Here is a 14369-nt window from a genome sequence, read left to right as displayed (position 1 = left end):
TTCAGCAGCTCCCGCGTCCACTCGTTCCGGCGATGTACTCCGACCGGGCCAAGCATTCCAGCCCCGGCGGGCGGACACGGTGCTGCGGATCGGCGGGTGGAAACGGAGGCCGTCCCTCCTGAGGGCGGGGTCAGCGCGGGGGTCGGGTCAGCGGGTGCGCCACGGCAGCTCGGCGGTGACGGTGGTGCCGACCCCGGCGGGGGAGTCCACGACCAGCACCCCGTCCACGGCGCCCAGCCGCTCGGTGAGCCCGGCCAGCCCCGTCCCCCCGGAGGGCGTCGCCCCGCCGCGTCCGTCGTCGGTGACCTGGATCAGCAGGCGGTCCCCGGACTTCCGGACGTCGACGCCGGCGGTGTGGGCGCGGGAGTGCTTGCTGATGTTCTGGAGGAGTTCGGAGACGGTGAAGTAGGCGATGCCCTCGATGGCGGCGGCGGGGCGTTCGGGGAGGTCGACGGCCACCTTGACGGGGACGGTGCAGCGGGAGGCGACGGAGGAGAGTGCGGCGTCCAGGCCGCGGTCGGTGAGGACTGCCGGGTGGATCCCGCGGGCGAGGTCGCGCAGTTCCCTGAGGGCGAGCTTCACCTCGCCGTGTGCCTCGTCGACCATCGCGGCCGCGGCGTCCGGGTCCTCTGCGAGCTTCTCCTTCGCCAGGCCCAGCCCCATCGCCAGGGCCGCCAGCCGGGCCTGGGCCCCGTCGTGCAGGTCGCGCTCGATGCGCCGCAGGTCGGCGGCGGCGGTGTCGACGACCACCCCGCGGTCCGACTCCAGCTCGGTCACCCGGTGGGCCAGCCGCGACGGGCCGAGCAGCACGGCCACGAGCAGCCGGTCGACGGTGGTCAGCGCGCGGAACACCCACGGCGAGGCCAGCGTCAGGAGCAGCCCGGCCAGGAACGTCAGCGCGATCTCGACGGGCGAGTCCAGGTGGAGGGTGTAGTCGCCGTTCTGGAACAGCTGCAGCCCCGGCTGGTCGGTGTACGCCGGGAAGACCCAGAACCAGAGCGGGTACAGCAGGAACGACCAGGCGCACGACCACAGCACCAGCGCCACGCAGAACGCGAACACCGCCCACGGGAACCACACCACCGCGTACAGCGCGTGCCGCCAGGCGCTCCCGCTGCCCAGCAGCGCCCCCATGGCCCCGAGCGCCCCGCCCCGGCGCCCCTGGACCGGCCCGGGAGCCGCGACGCGGACCCCCAGCAGGCCGCGGGCCCGGGCCCGCTCGATCCGGCCGAAGCCGCGGCACATCAGGAGCACCCCGGCGAACACCGGCACCCCGAGGAAGGTGACGAGCAGGCCGGCGCCCAGGGCCAGCCCCGTGATCGCGAGCGAGAAGTACGCCGTGGCGAGCGGCAGGGAGAGCATCAGGTACCCGAACTCCCGCCAGGTCCGTCCCGCGACCGGAGCCCGCAGGGCCCGGCCGAGCGCCGTCCCGTGCGAGCCCGTGCCCCCCGTGGCGCCCTTCGCCTCCACGGCCCCCGTGGTGTCGCCGCCGCCCATGTCCCGCCCGCCCTTCGCTCGTCCCGTCACCCCACCACCCTGTCGCCCGGGGCCGCGCCGGACCATGCGGTGCGTCGGCCTGTCCGCAGGGGGGTTAGCCCCACCCCGGAGCCCGCCGGGCTCAGCCGCGGGAGCGCCACGGCAGCTCCGCCGTGACCACCGTGCCCTGCCCGGGCGGCGAGTCCACGACGAAGACCCCGTCCACGGCGCCCAGCCGCTCGGTGAGCCCGGCCAGCCCCGTCCCCCCGGAGGGCGTCGCCCCGCCGCGTCCGTCGTCGGTGACCTGGATCAGCAGGCGGTCCCCGGACTTCCGGACGTCGACGCCGGCGGTGTGGGCGCGGGAGTGCTTGCTGATGTTCTGGAGGAGTTCGGAGACGGTGAAGTAGGCGATGCCCTCGATGGCGGCGGCGGGGCGTTCGGGGAGGTCGACGGCCACCTTGACGGGGACGGTGCAGCGGGAGGCGACGGAGGAGAGTGCGGCGTCCAGGCCGCGGTCGGTGAGGACTGCCGGGTGGATCCCCCGGGCGAGGTCGCGCAGTTCCCTGAGGGCGAGCTTCACCTCGCCGTGTGCCTCGTCGACCATCGCGGCCGCGGCGTCCGGGTCCTCTGCGAGCTTCTCCTTCGCCAGGCCCAGCCCCATCGCCAGGGCCACCAGCCGGGCCTGGGCCCCGTCGTGCAGGTCGCGCTCGATGCGCCGCAGGTCCGCGGCGGCGGTGTCGACGACCACCCCGCGGTCCGACTCCAGCTGTGCGATCCGCCGCTCCAGTTCGTCCGACGGCGACAGCAGGGCCCGTACCAGCGCCCGGTCCACGTTCGTCAGCGCCCGCGTCAAGTACGACAGCACCGGCCACAGCACGCACAGACCGACCAGCGTTACCGTGAAGGTGAGCACCCCCCACGGCAGCCGGACCAGCTCGTACAGGGCACTCCGCCAGGCCACCGGGTCCTTGACCGCGCTGAACAGCCAAGGGAAGAACCCGCCGGCCCGCCCCGGACCCGGCAGCGGCGTCGGCTCCTCCACCCGCACGCCGAGCAGCAGCCGGGTCCGCGTCCGCTCCAGCCGTCCCACCTGCCGAGATCCGGACAGGCCGAGGGCGAGCAGCGGAAGGCCGACCACGGTCACGGACAAACCACCCGCGATCGACAGCGCGGCCACGGTGTAGACGAACCCGAACAGGGTGGCCGGCAGATTGCTCAGGAGATGGGCAACCTCCTTCCACGCCACGGCCCCCAGGGGCGCGCGGACGGGAGGGGGGCGGTCGTTGTCGGGGGCCGGGGTGCTCGTGGTCATGCGGCACAGCCTGCCCAGTTCGCCGGGCCGGTGCCATGGGGAGGCCGGGCCGCAGTAAACGGGGGATAACCCCACCCTGTGTGGAGCAGGCCCTAGACTCCCGTCCGTACCAGATCGTCGACAGTGGCCAAGGAGCGAGGAACGGACGTGCCCGACCCAACGGTATCGACCGTAACCGTGCTCGCGGCGGACTATTTCCGGAGTTATTCGGTCGTCGGCCTGCTGGCCGTGATCGGTGTGCTCTTCGTGGCCGTCGCCTTCGGCGCGGGCCGGCTCCTGCGCCCGGTCGTCCCGACCCCCGAGAAGCTGCTGACGTACGAGTGCGGCGTCGACCCGGTGGGCGAGGGCTGGGCGCACACCCAGGTCCGCTACTACGTCTACGCGTTCCTCTACGTGATCTTCGCCGTCGACTCGATCTTCCTCTTCCCGTGGGCGACGGTCTTCGCCGCCGAGGGCTACGGCGCCACCACGCTCGTGGAGATGTTCCTCTTCCTGGGCTTCCTCGCCGTCGGCCTGCTCTACGCGTACAAGAAGGGCGTCCTGGAATGGACGTGACACCCGAGCCCCAGCTGCTGCCGGAGCCCCGCCGCCTCGGCGTCCTGTCCCGGCTGGCCCCCGAGCCGATGAAGGTCGTCCTGAACTGGGGCCGCCGCTACAGCCTGTGGGTCTTCAACTTCGGCCTCGCCTGCTGCGCGATCGAGTTCATCGCCGCCTCCATGGCCCGGCACGACTTCATCCGGCTCGGCGTCATCCCCTTCGCGCCCGGCCCCCGCCAGGCCGACCTGATGATCGTCTCCGGCACGGTCACCGACAAGATGGCCCCGGCCGTGAAGCGGCTCTACGAGCAGATGCCCGAGCCGAAGTACGTCATCTCCTTCGGTGCCTGCTCCAACTGCGGCGGACCGTACTGGGACTCGTACTCCGTCACCAAGGGCGTCGACCAGATCATCCCGGTCGACGTCTACGTCCCCGGCTGCCCGCCCCGCCCGGAGGCGCTGCTCCAGGGCATCCTCAAGCTCCAGGAGAAGATCGCTCGCGAGTCGCTCGCCGAGCGCTACACCCGGGGGCCGTCCGTCGCACAGCTCACCAGCGGCCTGGTCACGCCCCCGCCCGCCCCGGGAGCCGGCGCATGAACCTCTACGACGCGCTCCCCGACGCCGCCGCGACGGTCTTCGGGCCCGAGGCCGTGGCCGAGGTCGCGTACGACGTCCTCACGGTCGACGTGCCCGTCGGCAGCTGGATCCCCTCCCTGGAGATCGCCCGCGACAAGCTGGGCTGCACCTACTTCGACTGGCTGAGCGCCGTCGACGAGCCCGGCACCGGCTTCCGGGTGTGCGCGCACGTGGTCTCGCTGGCGAACCACCGCGTACGCCGGCTGCTGCTGCGCACGACCGTCCCGCACACGGCGCCCTCCCTGCCGTCCGCGGTGGCCGTGTACGCCGGAGCGGCCTGGCACGAGCGCGAGACGTACGAGATGTTCGGGGTCGTGTTCACCGACCACCCCCACCTGGTGCCGCTGCTGCTGCCCGAGAACTTCGAGGGGCACCCGCTGCGCAAGGACTTCGTCCTCGCCGCGCGCGTCGCCAAGGCCTGGCCCGGAGCCAAGGAGCCGGGCGAGGGCGCCGAGGCCGAAGGCGGCCCCAAGCGACGGCAGATGCTGCCGCCGGGCGTCCCCGACCCCAACGACTGGGGCCCGCTCAAGGGCCAGCTCCCGCCCGCCCCGGCCCGCCCGGCGCGCACGCCGCGCGCCGCGGGCGCCGGTGCGGCCGCCCGGACCCCGCGCGAGGGCGCCCCGGTCCGGCGGACCCGCTCGGTCGCGCAGGGCTCGGCCAGCCAGGCCGCCGAAGGCGCCCCCGCAACCGGAACCGCCGCTCCCGATGCGGCCGGGCCCCCGGCCGCCGCCGAGGCCCCGGCCGCCCGGCCGGTGCGACGCACCCGGTCCGCGGCCGACGGCTCGGCGAGCCAGGCGGCACCCGCCCCGGCGGACACCACCGCCCCGGACGCCGGGGCGGAGCCCCCGGCCCGCCCCGCACGCCGTACGCGGTCCGCCGCCGACGGCTCGGCCAGCCAGGCCGCCGGAGCCGCCGGAGCCACCGGGGACGCCGGGGCCGCGGGCGTCGCGCGGAAACCGCCCGCGCGGCGGAGCTCCGACGCCCCCTGGCACGATCCGAAGCCCGCCTTCGACGAGGGCGCACCGGGCGAACCGCCGGCCGGGCCACCCCGCACGGCCGGACCCGACCCGGAGGCCACCCCCGACCGGGCCCCCGACACCACCCCCGACGACGCAGACACCGGAGGCGACGCGTGAACGACGTACTCGACGTCGGCCTGCGGCTGCTCGTCGTCTTCGCCGTCTTCCTCGTGCTCCCGCTCGTCGTCGGGCAGACCGAGCACAAGGTGATGGCCCACATGCAGGGCCGCCTCGGACCCATGTACGCCGGCGGCTTCCACGGCTGGGCCCAGCTCGTCGCCGACGGCGTGAAGTTCGCGCAGAAGGAGGACGTGGTCCCGGCCCAGGCCGACCGCCGCATCTTCCAGCTCGCCCCGGCCGTCGCCCTGCTGCCCTACCTCCTCGTCCTCATCGCCATCCCCATCGGCCCCGGCGAAGGCGCGGTCGGCCAGGTCATCGACGCCGGCCTGTTCTTCGTCCTCGCCGTCATGGGCGTCGGCGTGCTCGGCAGCCTGATGGCCGGCTGGGCCTCCGCCAACAAGTTCTCCCTGCTCGGCGGCCTGCGCACGGCCGCCCAGCTGCTCGCGTACGAGCTGCCCATGCTGCTCGCCGCCGCCTCCGTCGCGATGGCCGCCGGGACCGTGTCCCTGCCCGGCATCGTCGACGCCTTCCAGTGGTGGTGGCTGCCCTGGCAGATCACCGGCGCGCTCGTCTTCTTCACCGCCGGCCTCGCCGAACTCCAGCGCCCGCCCTTCGACATGCCCGTCGCCGACTCCGAGATCATCTTCGGCGCGTACACCGAGTACACCGGGCTCCGCTTCGCCCTGTTCCTGCTCGCCGAGTACGCCGGCATCGTCGTGCTGTGCGCCCTGACCACCGTCCTCTTCCTCGGCGGCTGGCACGGGCCCCTCGGCGGCGGCTGGGGCTGGACCCTGCTGAAGACCGCCGTCCTCGCCTTCGTCGTCATCTGGCTGCGCGTCAGCTACCCGCGACTGCGCGAGGACCAGCTCCAGAAGCTCGCCTGGACCACACTCATCCCCCTCGCGCTCGCCCAGATCGCGCTCACCGGCATCGTGAAGGTGGCGATCAGCTGATGCCCATCCCCGGATCCGGCCTCGCCAAGGGCCTCGCCGTGACGCTGCGCACGATGACGAAGCGCTCGCACACCGCCCAGTACCCCGACGTGCAGCCCGAACTGCCGCCCCGCACCCGCGGGGTCATCGGCCTGTTCGAGGAGAACTGCACCGTGTGCATGCTGTGCGCCCGCGAGTGCCCCGACTGGTGCATCTACATCGACTCCCACAAGGAGACGGTGCCCGCCGCCACCCCCGGCGGCCGCGAGCGCAGCCGCAACGTCCTCGACCGCTTCGCGATCGACTTCTCCCTCTGCATGTACTGCGGCATCTGCATTGAGGTGTGCCCCTTCGACGCCCTCTTCTGGTCGCCGGAGTTCGAGTACGCCGAGACCGACATCCTCGAACTGACCCACGAACGCGACAAGCTGCGCCAGTGGATGTGGACCGTCCCGGCCCCGCCCGCCCTGGACCCGGCCGCCGAGGAGCCCAAGGAACTCGCCGCCGCCCGCAAGGCCGCGGAGAAGGCCGAAGCGGCCGCCGCGGCAGCCGAGGCCGAGGCCCGGGCCGCCGCCGGCTCCACCGGACCCGACGCGCCCGGGACCGGTGCGCCCACCCCTGGGGAGGCAGACGCGTGACCCCCGCACTCACCCTGGCCGCCGCCGCGGCGACGGCCACGGCCGACCGCGGGTTCCTGTCCCCGACCGGCGTCGAGATCGCCTTCCTCCTCGTCGGCCTCGCCACCCTCGGCGCGGCCGCCATGACGGTCACCACCCGCCAGCTCGTCCACGCAGCCCTGTGGCTGGTCGTCGCGCTCGGCGGGATCGCCGTCGAGTACCTGCTGCTCACCGCCGAGTTCATCGCCTGGGTCCAGGTCCTGATCTACCTCGGCTCCGTCGTCGTCCTGCTGCTGTTCGGGCTGATGCTCACCAAGGCACCCATCGGCCGCTCCCCGGACGCCGACTCCGGCAACCGGTGGGTCGCGCTCGGCGTCGCCGCCGTGGCGGCCGCCGCCCTCGTCTGGGTCGTCGTCGACGCCTTCCGCACCACGTGGATCGACCTCGACGGGCCCGTCCAGGGATCCACCAAGGTCTCCGGCGAGATCCTCTTCCAGCACTGGGTGCTGCCCTTCGAGGCGCTCTCCGTCCTCCTCCTCGCGGCCCTCATCGGCGCCATCGTGCTGTCCCGCAAGGACGCCGACGCCCCCGCGGCGCCCGCCGCCACCCCCGTCACCAGCGACAAGGGGACGCGCTGATGCACCTCGCCTACCCCGCCGTACTCGCGGCGCTGCTGTTCTGCACCGGCCTGTACGGAGTCCTCGCACGCCGCAACGCCATCCTGGTCCTGATGTCCGTCGAGCTCATGCTCAACGCCGTCAACCTCAACCTGGTGGCCTTCGACGTCTGGCTCCGCGACACCCTGCACGCCGGCCAGGCCCTCACCCTCTTCACCATCGCCATCGCCGCCGCCGAGATCGGCATCGGCCTCGCGATCGTGCTGATGGTGTACCGCAACCGGGGCACCTCGGACGTCGACAGGCTGCGCGACACCGCCGAGGGCCACCAGCCCGTCCCCGCCGACCCCCTGCACCCCCGGAGCGAGGCCACCGCGTGAGCACCACGACCCTCGCCGTCCTCGTCCCCCTCCTGCCCTTCCTGGGCGCCGTCGCGGGACTGCTCCTCGGCCGCGCCGCCCCCGGCTTCGTCCGGCCGCTCGCCGTGCTCCCGGCCCTGGCCTCCGCCGTCCTGGCCGTGCTCGTCGCCGTCCGGCAGGGCGGCGGACAGCCCGTCGAGACCGCGACCCGGCTCACCCCGACCGGCTCCGTGCCGATCGACCTGTCGCTGTACCTGGACGGCTTCGCCGTGCTGACCGCCGTCCTGGTCGGCGTCGTCTCCACCTGCGTCCAGCTGTACTCGACCGCGTACCTGCGCGAGGACCCGCGCTACCCCTCGTACGCCGCCCTGGTCTCCCTGTTCACCGCCGCCATGCTGGTCGTCGTCTACACCGGCGACCTGATGGTGCTGCTGGTCGGCTGGGAAGTCATGGGCATCTGCTCCTACTTCCTCGTCGGGCACTACTGGGAGACCGAAGCGGCCCGCTCCGCGTCCCTGAAGGCCTTCCTCGTCACCAAGCTGGGCGACGTCCCCTTCCTCATCGGCCTGTTCGCCCTCGCCGCCGACGCCGGGTCCTTCCAGATCACCGAGGTCCTCGACACCGTCGCCCGCGGCGGGCTCGACCACCCGACGCTGACCGCGCTGCTCCTGCTCGCCGGCGTCGCCGGCAAGTCCGCGCAGTTCCCGCTGCACACCTGGCTCCCCGACGCCATGGCCGGCCCCACCCCGGTCTCCGCGCTGATCCACGCCGCGACGATGGTCGCCGCCGGCGTGTACTTCGTCGCCCGGCTGCTGCCCGTGTTCACGGCCTCCGCGGCCGCCCTGGTGGTGATGGCCGCCATGGCCGCCATCACCATGATCGGATCGGGCCTCGCCGCCCTGGCCCAGGACGACGTCAAACGCGTCCTCGCCTACTCCACCATCGGCCAGCTCGGCTACATGACCGGCGCCCTCGCCGTCGGCGACCGCGGCGCCGCCGTCTTCCACCTGCTGTCCCACGGCGCCTTCAAGGCGCTCCTCTTCCTCGGCGCCGGCGTGATCATCCACGCGGCCGGCACCAACTCCCTGGCCGCCATGGCCCGCATGGACGGCCTCGCCAAGCGCATCCCCGACGCCTTCTGGACCATGACGATCGGCCTGCTCGCGCTCGCCGCGATCCCTCCGTTCGCCGGCTTCTTCTCCAAGGAAGCCGTCCTCGTCGCCGCCGAGCGGGCCGCGGCCGGCCACACCGCGTCCGTACCCGGCGCCGTCGGCTGGCTCGTGCTCGTCGCCGGACTGCTGACCGCGCTGCTCACCGCCGCCTACGCCACCCGGCTGTGGCTGATGGCCTTCCGCGGCAAGGGCGCCCCCGCCCCCGACCACGGCAAGGAGCCCCTCGCCATGACCGGCGTGCTGTGGCTGCTCGCGGTCCCCTCGGTCGCCTTCGGCCTCGCCGCCGTCCCGCTCGCCGACTGGTTCGACGGCGGGCAGCTCACCCCGACCCCGACCACCGTGCTGCTGAGCACCGGCGCAGCCGTCGTCGGCGCCGTGCTGACCTACGCCCTGTGGCAGCGGGCCGCCGCGGGCACCTCCCGCGAAGCCGCCGTGTCCGCGTCCGTCGCCGCCGCGGAATCCGCCGCCGAGGCCCCCGAGGTCGCCGAGGTCACTCACGAGCACCCCGCCGTCCCGGCCGGCCCCGCCCCCGACCCCGGGCGGGCGCTGCTCGGACCGCTGCACCGGCACGCCGCCGTCGGCTTCCACCTCGACGCCGTCTACGACCGGCTCCTCGTCCGGCCCGTCCGCGCGGCCGCCGGCCTCGTCCGCTTCCTCGACCGCGAGGTCGTCGAGACGTACGTCAGCGGCGCGGGCGCCGGCCCCCGGCTGCTCGGCAGCCTCGTCCGCCGCGCCCAGACCGGCAACGTGCAGACCTACCTGAGCGCCCTGTTCGCCGGAGCCGTGGTGCTGGCGATCGCCACCGCCGTCCTCGCCAACGTCAACGCCGGATCGTGAGCCGTGAGTCAGCCGTGATCGATATCAGCCCGACCGTGATGCAGTTCCTGCTGGCGTTCACCGTGGCCGCACCGCTCCTCGGTGCCGCCGCGGCCCTGCTGCCGGCCCCGCCCGGCCTCAAGGGCCGGAGCCCCGAACAGGCCGTGCTCCGCCACGGCGTGACCGTGACCGGCGCGGTCCTCGTCGCCGCGCTCGCCCTCGCCGCGGGCTTCGACCACGACACCCCCGGCCGCTTCCAGGCGACCACGGACATCAGCTGGATCCCCGCCCTGCACGTCCGGATCCACCTCGGCGTCGACGGCATCTCGCTCCCCCTCGTCGTGATGACCGCGCTGCTGTTCTTCCTCTGCGCACTCCACAGCTACTTCAAGCGCCCGGCGGGCTCCTCCCCGAAGGCCTTCGTCGCGCTGCTCCTCGTCCTGGAGACCGGCACCCTCGCGACCTTCGCCGTCCTCGACCTGCTGCTGTTCTTCCTCGCGTTCGAGACGGTCCTCATCCCGATGTACTTCCTCATCGCCCGCTGGGGCGGTGCCGGGCGGCGGGCCGCCGCATGGAAGTTCATCCTGTACACCCTCCTCGGCTCCGTCGTCATGCTGCTCGGCCTGCTGCTGATCGGCCTGAACAGCGGCACCTTCGACATGGTGGCCCTCGCCGAGGACAACGGCCGCGGGCTCACGCACACCACCCAGCTGCTCGCCGCCCTCTCCATCGGCATCGGACTCGCCGTCAAGACCCCGATGTGGCCGCTGCACAGCTGGCTGCCCGACGCCCACACCGCCGCCCCCACCGTGGGCTCCGTGCTGCTCGCCGGCGTCCTGCTCAAGATGGGCACGTACGGGTTCGTGCGCATCCTGCTGCCCGCCACCCCCGAGGGCACGGCCGCCCTCGCCCCCTACCTGGGCGCCTTCGCGGCCGTCGGCATCGTCTACGGGTCCCTCGCCTGCCTGTGGCTCGCCCGCAAGGGCAACAAGGGCGACCTGAAGCGGCTCATCGCCTACTCCTCCGTCGGCCACATGGGCTTCGTCCTCCTCGGCATCGCCTCCATGACGCCCACCGGGGTGAACGGCGCCCTGTTCGCGAACATCGCGCACGGCCTGATCACCGGCCTGCTCTTCTTCCTCGTCGGCGCCCTCAAGGACCGCTACGGCACCGCGGACCTCGACACCCTCGCCGGAGCCACCGGCGCCGCCCTCTACGGCCGCGCCCCCCGCCTCGGCGCCCTGCTGGCCTTCGCCGCCGTCGCCTCCCTCGGCCTGCCCGGCCTGGCCGGGTTCTGGGGCGAGATGCTGGCCCTGTTCGGCGCCTTCGAACCGGCCGAGGGGCTGTCCCGGCCCGCCTTCCTCACCTGGATGGCGCTGGGCGCCTTCGGCACCCTGCTCACCGCCGCCTACCTGCTGATCGTCGTACGGCGGGTGTGCATGGGCGACCCCGCGCAGCAGCCGCGGACCGGGGTCGGCGCGGTGCCCGCCCTCGCGGACGTCCAGGGGTACGAGTTCGCCGCCTGGACCCCGCTCGTCGCCCTCACCGTCCTCGCCGGCCTGTGGCCCGCGGTCCTCCTCGGCCTCACCGATCCGGCCGTCCAGAAGCTCCTCGCAGGAGGCAACGCATGACGGCCCTGATCACGGCCGCGGCCACCGCCACGGCCGCCACCGGTGCCGGTACGGCCACCGCCGCCGGCGCAGGCTCCGCGGCGAGCCTGGTCCAGAGCGTCGACTGGCTCGCGATCATGCCGGTGGTCGTCCCCGCCGCGGTCGCGCTGGTCGTGCTCGTCGCCGACCTCTTCCTCGCCGAGCGCCGCAAGCCGCTGCTCGGCTGGGCCTCCGTGGCCGGCCTCGCCGCCGCCACCGCCTCCCTGCCGCCGCTGCGCGCCGGCGACCGGGCCACGTTCTGCCTCACCGGCGACCCGGCCGCCTGCAGCTACACCGCCGACCACTTCACCCTGGTCATCCAGTTCCTGGTGCTGGCCGGCGCCCTGGTCACCGCCCTGCTCTCGGTCACCGCCGTCCGCGACGCGCGCATGCCGGCCGGCGAGTACTGGTTCCTGCTGCTCTCCTCCGCCGCCGGCGCGGCCCTGCTGCCCGCCTCACGCGACCTCGCCACGCTGATCGTCGCCCTGGAGGTCGCCTCCCTGCCCGCCTTCGCCCTCGTCGGCATGCGCCGCGGGGACCGGCTCTCCTCCGAGGCCGCCCTCAAGTTCTTCCTGTCCTCGGTCACGGCCACCGCCGTCTCCCTGTTCGGCGTCAGCCTCGTCTACGCCGCCACCGGCTCCCTGCACCTGGTCCAGGTCGCCGACCGGCTGGAGGACGTCCCCGGGCAGCTCGGCACCCTCGCCATGGTCGGAGTCGCGCTCACCCTCGTCGGCTTCGCCTTCAAGACCGCGGCCGTGCCCTTCCACTTCTGGGTGCCGGACACGTACGTCGGAGCGCCGCTGCCCGTCGCCGGCTACCTGTCGGTGATCGGCAAGGCCGTCGGCTTCACCGGCCTCATCCTCGTCACCGTCGTCGCCTTCCCGGCGTACTCCGACGTCTGGGGCCCCGCCCTCGCCGTACTCGCCGCCCTGACGATGACCCTCGGCAACGCCGCCGCGCTGCGCCAGTCCGCCGACCGGCCCGGCGGCGCCGTACGGCTGCTCGCCTGGTCCTCCGTCGGCCAGGCCGGCTACCTGCTCGTCCCGATCGCCGCCGCCGCCTACTCCGGCCGAGACCAGATCGGCTCCACCGTCGCGTACGCCCTGATGTACGCCGCCGTGAACCTCGGCGCCTTCTCCGTCGCCGCCCTCGTCGGCCGCGCGAAGCCGCTCCAGCGGATCCGCGACTACCGCGGCCTGTACGCCGAGCGGCCGGCCGCCGCCCTCGCCCTGGCGTTCTTCCTGCTCTGCCTGGCCGGCCTGCCGCCCGGCATCATCGGTCTGTTCGCCAAGGTCGCCGTCTTCGGCTCCGCGGTGGACGCCGGCCTGGGCTGGCTGGCCGTGGTCATGGCCGTCAACGTCGTCATGGCCCTGTACTACTACCTGCGCTGGACCGCGGTGCTCTTCCGCGCCGCCGAGCCGCTCCCGGCCGCCGCGGGGACGGACGCGGGGACGGACGCCGCCGCCGCCGGGGCCCGGGGCGGGACGCCCTGGCCCGTCACCGTCGCGATCGCGGTCACGGCCGCCGTCTCCGTGGTGCTGTCGGCGGCCCCGCAGCTCGTGCTGCGCTTCGCGGCAGGCGGCCTCTTCCCGCTGTAGGCCCCGCCCTCACCCGGACGGAGCAATCCCGCCCGAGCCGTGCCGCCCCGGCCACCGGGGCGGCCGCGGCGGCGCGCGTCCCGGGAACCTGACGCCCTCACCTCGCGTTGACCAGGAAGGAAGGGTCCACTGGACCGTGGGCCCCTCGCGAGGTCCCCGCCGCACCATTTGGAGGGCGTACCGTGCACCGCCGGCACAACGGGCTGAAGACCGCCGTACTCCTCGGCGGGCTGTCCGCACTCATCATCTTCGTCGGGAGCCTCTTCGGGCGGGGTGGCCTGATCATCGCCGTCATCGTGGCCCTCGCCACCAACGCGTACGCGTACTGGAACAGCGACAAGCTGGCTCTACGCGCGATGCGCGCCCGCCCCGTGAGCGAGTTCGAGGCCCCCGCGCTCTACCGCATGGTGCGCGAACTCTCCACCTCCGCGCGCCAGCCCATGCCCCGGCTCTACATCTCGCCCACCGACGCGCCGAACGCCTTCGCCACCGGCCGCAACCCGCGCACCGCCGCGGTCTGCTGCACCGAGGGGATCCTGCGCATCCTCGACGAGCGCGAGCTGCGCGGGGTCATCGGCCACGAGCTGAGCCACGTCTACAACCGCGACATCCTGATCTCGTCGGTCGCCGGAGCCCTCGCCTCCGTGATCATGTTCCTGGTGAACTTCGCCTGGCTGATACCGATCGGTCGCTCCGACGACGACGAGGGCCCCGGCATCATCGGCCTCCTCCTGGTCATGATCCTCGGCCCGCTGGCCGCCTCCGTGATCCAGCTGGCCATCAGCCGGTCCCGCGAGTACGAGGCCGACGCCTCCGGCGCCCAGCTCACCGGCGACCCGATCGCCCTGGCCGACGCCCTGCGCAAGCTGGACGCCGGCGTCAAGCAGCGCCCCCTGCCCCCCGAGCCCAGACTGGAGACCGCGAGCCACATGATGATCGCCAATCCGTTCCGCCCCGGGGCGGGCCTTTCTAAGATGTTCTCCACGCACCCTCCGATGGCCGAGCGCATCGCCCGGCTCGAACAGATGGCAGGCCGTAGTCAGTGAAGACCATCCTCAACATCATTTGGCTCGTGCTCAGCGGCATCTGGCTGTTCCTCGGCTACGTCCTCGCCGGAGTGCTGCTCTGCATCACCATCATCGGCATCCCGTTCGGCATAGCGGCGTTCCGCATCGCGGTCTACGCCCTGTGGCCCTTCGGGTACACCACCGTCGAACGCCACGACGCCGGCGCCGGATCCTGCATCGGCAACGTGCTGTGGCTCGTCCTCGCGGGCTGGTGGCTCGCCCTCGGCCACATCGCGACCGGCATCGCGCTGTGCATCACGATCATCGGCATCCCGTTCGGCATCGCCAACTTCAAGATGGTCCCGCTCTCCCTGCTCCCGCTGGGCCGCGAGATCGTCCCCACCGACGCCCCGTTCGCGTCCCGGTAGGCCGGTCGGCGGCGCCGCATCAACCCAGGGCAGGAAGAACCAGTGTCGGCTGCGATCACGGGCACGACCCTGTCG

The 14369-nt window shown here is 73.5% G+C and carries 14 protein-coding genes; 12 read left to right on the top strand and 2 right to left on the bottom strand.

The genetic code is table 11. The annotated features are described in order from the left end of the window. Positions 1–147: 147 nt before the first annotated feature. The gene (locus tag ACSHWO_RS14695; RefSeq protein WP_438319090.1) at positions 148–1497 is read right to left on the bottom strand and encodes a sensor histidine kinase; all 1350 of its coding nucleotides are present in this window, start codon (positions 1495–1497) and stop codon (positions 148–150) included. Between the two features lie 121 nt (positions 1498–1618). After that, the gene (locus ACSHWO_RS14690) at positions 1619–2788 is read right to left on the bottom strand and encodes a sensor histidine kinase (protein WP_438312306.1); all 1170 of its coding nucleotides are present in this window, start codon (positions 2786–2788) and stop codon (positions 1619–1621) included. 147 nt (positions 2789–2935) lie between these two features. On the opposite strand from ACSHWO_RS14690, the gene ACSHWO_RS14685 reads away from it, so the two are divergent. The 12 genes from ACSHWO_RS14685 (at position 2936) to ACSHWO_RS14630 (ending at position 14294) form a co-directional block, all read left to right on the top strand. Further along, positions 2936–3343 carry an NADH-quinone oxidoreductase subunit A gene (locus ACSHWO_RS14685; protein WP_361090824.1) on the top strand — a complete coding sequence of 136 codons (408 nt, stop codon included), beginning with the start codon at positions 2936–2938 and terminating at the stop codon, positions 3341–3343. Then, entirely contained in the window at positions 3334–3921 is a 588-nt protein-coding gene (locus tag ACSHWO_RS14680) for an NADH-quinone oxidoreductase subunit B (RefSeq protein WP_361090821.1), read from the top strand. The genes ACSHWO_RS14685 and ACSHWO_RS14680 overlap by 10 nt, the downstream gene beginning before the upstream one ends. Beyond that, a complete protein-coding gene (locus ACSHWO_RS14675) occupies positions 3918–5096 on the top strand; it encodes an NADH-quinone oxidoreductase subunit C (protein WP_438312303.1) in 1179 nt (392 codons plus the stop codon). The genes ACSHWO_RS14680 and ACSHWO_RS14675 overlap by 4 nt, the downstream gene beginning before the upstream one ends. Then, a complete protein-coding gene (locus ACSHWO_RS14670; RefSeq protein WP_361090815.1) occupies positions 5093–6052 on the top strand; it encodes a complex I subunit 1/NuoH family protein in 960 nt (319 codons plus the stop codon). The genes ACSHWO_RS14675 and ACSHWO_RS14670 overlap by 4 nt, the downstream gene beginning before the upstream one ends. After that, the gene (locus tag ACSHWO_RS14665; RefSeq protein ID WP_361091149.1) at positions 6049–6669 is read left to right on the top strand and encodes a NuoI/complex I 23 kDa subunit family protein; all 621 of its coding nucleotides are present in this window, start codon (positions 6049–6051) and stop codon (positions 6667–6669) included. The genes ACSHWO_RS14670 and ACSHWO_RS14665 overlap by 4 nt, the downstream gene beginning before the upstream one ends. Continuing rightward, positions 6666–7286, top strand: a complete 621-nt coding sequence (locus tag ACSHWO_RS14660; RefSeq protein WP_385833421.1) for an NADH-quinone oxidoreductase subunit J family protein — start codon at positions 6666–6668, stop codon at positions 7284–7286. The genes ACSHWO_RS14665 and ACSHWO_RS14660 overlap by 4 nt, the downstream gene beginning before the upstream one ends. After that, positions 7286–7645 (top strand): NADH-quinone oxidoreductase subunit NuoK, encoded by a 360-nt coding sequence (gene nuoK / locus ACSHWO_RS14655; protein ID WP_361090809.1) that lies wholly within the window; start codon positions 7286–7288, stop codon positions 7643–7645. The genes ACSHWO_RS14660 and nuoK overlap by 1 nt, the downstream gene beginning before the upstream one ends. Further along, a complete protein-coding gene (locus ACSHWO_RS14650; RefSeq protein ID WP_438312298.1) occupies positions 7642–9633 on the top strand; it encodes an NADH-quinone oxidoreductase subunit 5 family protein in 1992 nt (663 codons plus the stop codon). Before nuoK ends, ACSHWO_RS14650 begins: the two co-directional genes overlap by 4 nt. A 14-nt stretch (positions 9634–9647) precedes the next feature. Next, positions 9648–11243 (top strand): complex I subunit 4 family protein, encoded by a 1596-nt coding sequence (locus ACSHWO_RS14645; protein ID WP_361090803.1) that lies wholly within the window; start codon positions 9648–9650, stop codon positions 11241–11243. Next, positions 11240–12859, top strand: coding sequence for an NADH-quinone oxidoreductase subunit N (locus tag ACSHWO_RS14640; protein WP_438312296.1), 1620 nt, complete (start codon positions 11240–11242; stop codon positions 12857–12859). Before ACSHWO_RS14645 ends, ACSHWO_RS14640 begins: the two co-directional genes overlap by 4 nt. Positions 12860–13041: 182 nt before the next feature. Then, a complete protein-coding gene (gene htpX / locus ACSHWO_RS14635; RefSeq protein ID WP_438312294.1) occupies positions 13042–13905 on the top strand; it encodes a zinc metalloprotease HtpX in 864 nt (287 codons plus the stop codon). Further along, positions 13902–14294, top strand: coding sequence for a YccF domain-containing protein (locus tag ACSHWO_RS14630; RefSeq protein ID WP_438312291.1), 393 nt, complete (start codon positions 13902–13904; stop codon positions 14292–14294). The genes htpX and ACSHWO_RS14630 overlap by 4 nt, the downstream gene beginning before the upstream one ends. The last annotated feature ends 75 nt before the right edge of the window (positions 14295–14369 follow it).

Origin of the sequence: Streptomyces pallidus (ex Mingjun et al. 2026), from assembly GCF_051550185.1 — a bacterium.
Classification (GTDB): domain Bacteria; phylum Actinomycetota; class Actinomycetes; order Streptomycetales; family Streptomycetaceae; genus Streptomyces.
The sequence above is the reverse complement of the archived record's forward strand: the minus strand, read 5'-3'. Positions and strand labels throughout refer to the sequence as shown.

Excerpts from the sequence above, each read along its gene's own strand:
- ACSHWO_RS14680 (WP_361090821.1), top strand. The coding sequence starts at position 3,334 with ATGGACGTGACACCCGAGCCCCAGCTGCTGCCGGAGCCCCGCCGCCTC.
- ACSHWO_RS14690 (WP_438312306.1), bottom strand. The coding sequence starts at position 2,788 with ATGACCACGAGCACCCCGGCCCCCGACAACGACCGCCCCCCTCCCGTC.
- nuoK (WP_361090809.1), top strand. The coding sequence starts at position 7,286 with ATGCACCTCGCCTACCCCGCCGTACTCGCGGCGCTGCTGTTCTGCACC.
- ACSHWO_RS14675 (WP_438312303.1), top strand. The coding sequence starts at position 3,918 with ATGAACCTCTACGACGCGCTCCCCGACGCCGCCGCGACGGTCTTCGGG.
- ACSHWO_RS14695 (WP_438319090.1), bottom strand. The coding sequence starts at position 1,497 with ATGGGCGGCGGCGACACCACGGGGGCCGTGGAGGCGAAGGGCGCCACG.
- ACSHWO_RS14640 (WP_438312296.1), top strand. The coding sequence starts at position 11,240 with ATGACGGCCCTGATCACGGCCGCGGCCACCGCCACGGCCGCCACCGGT.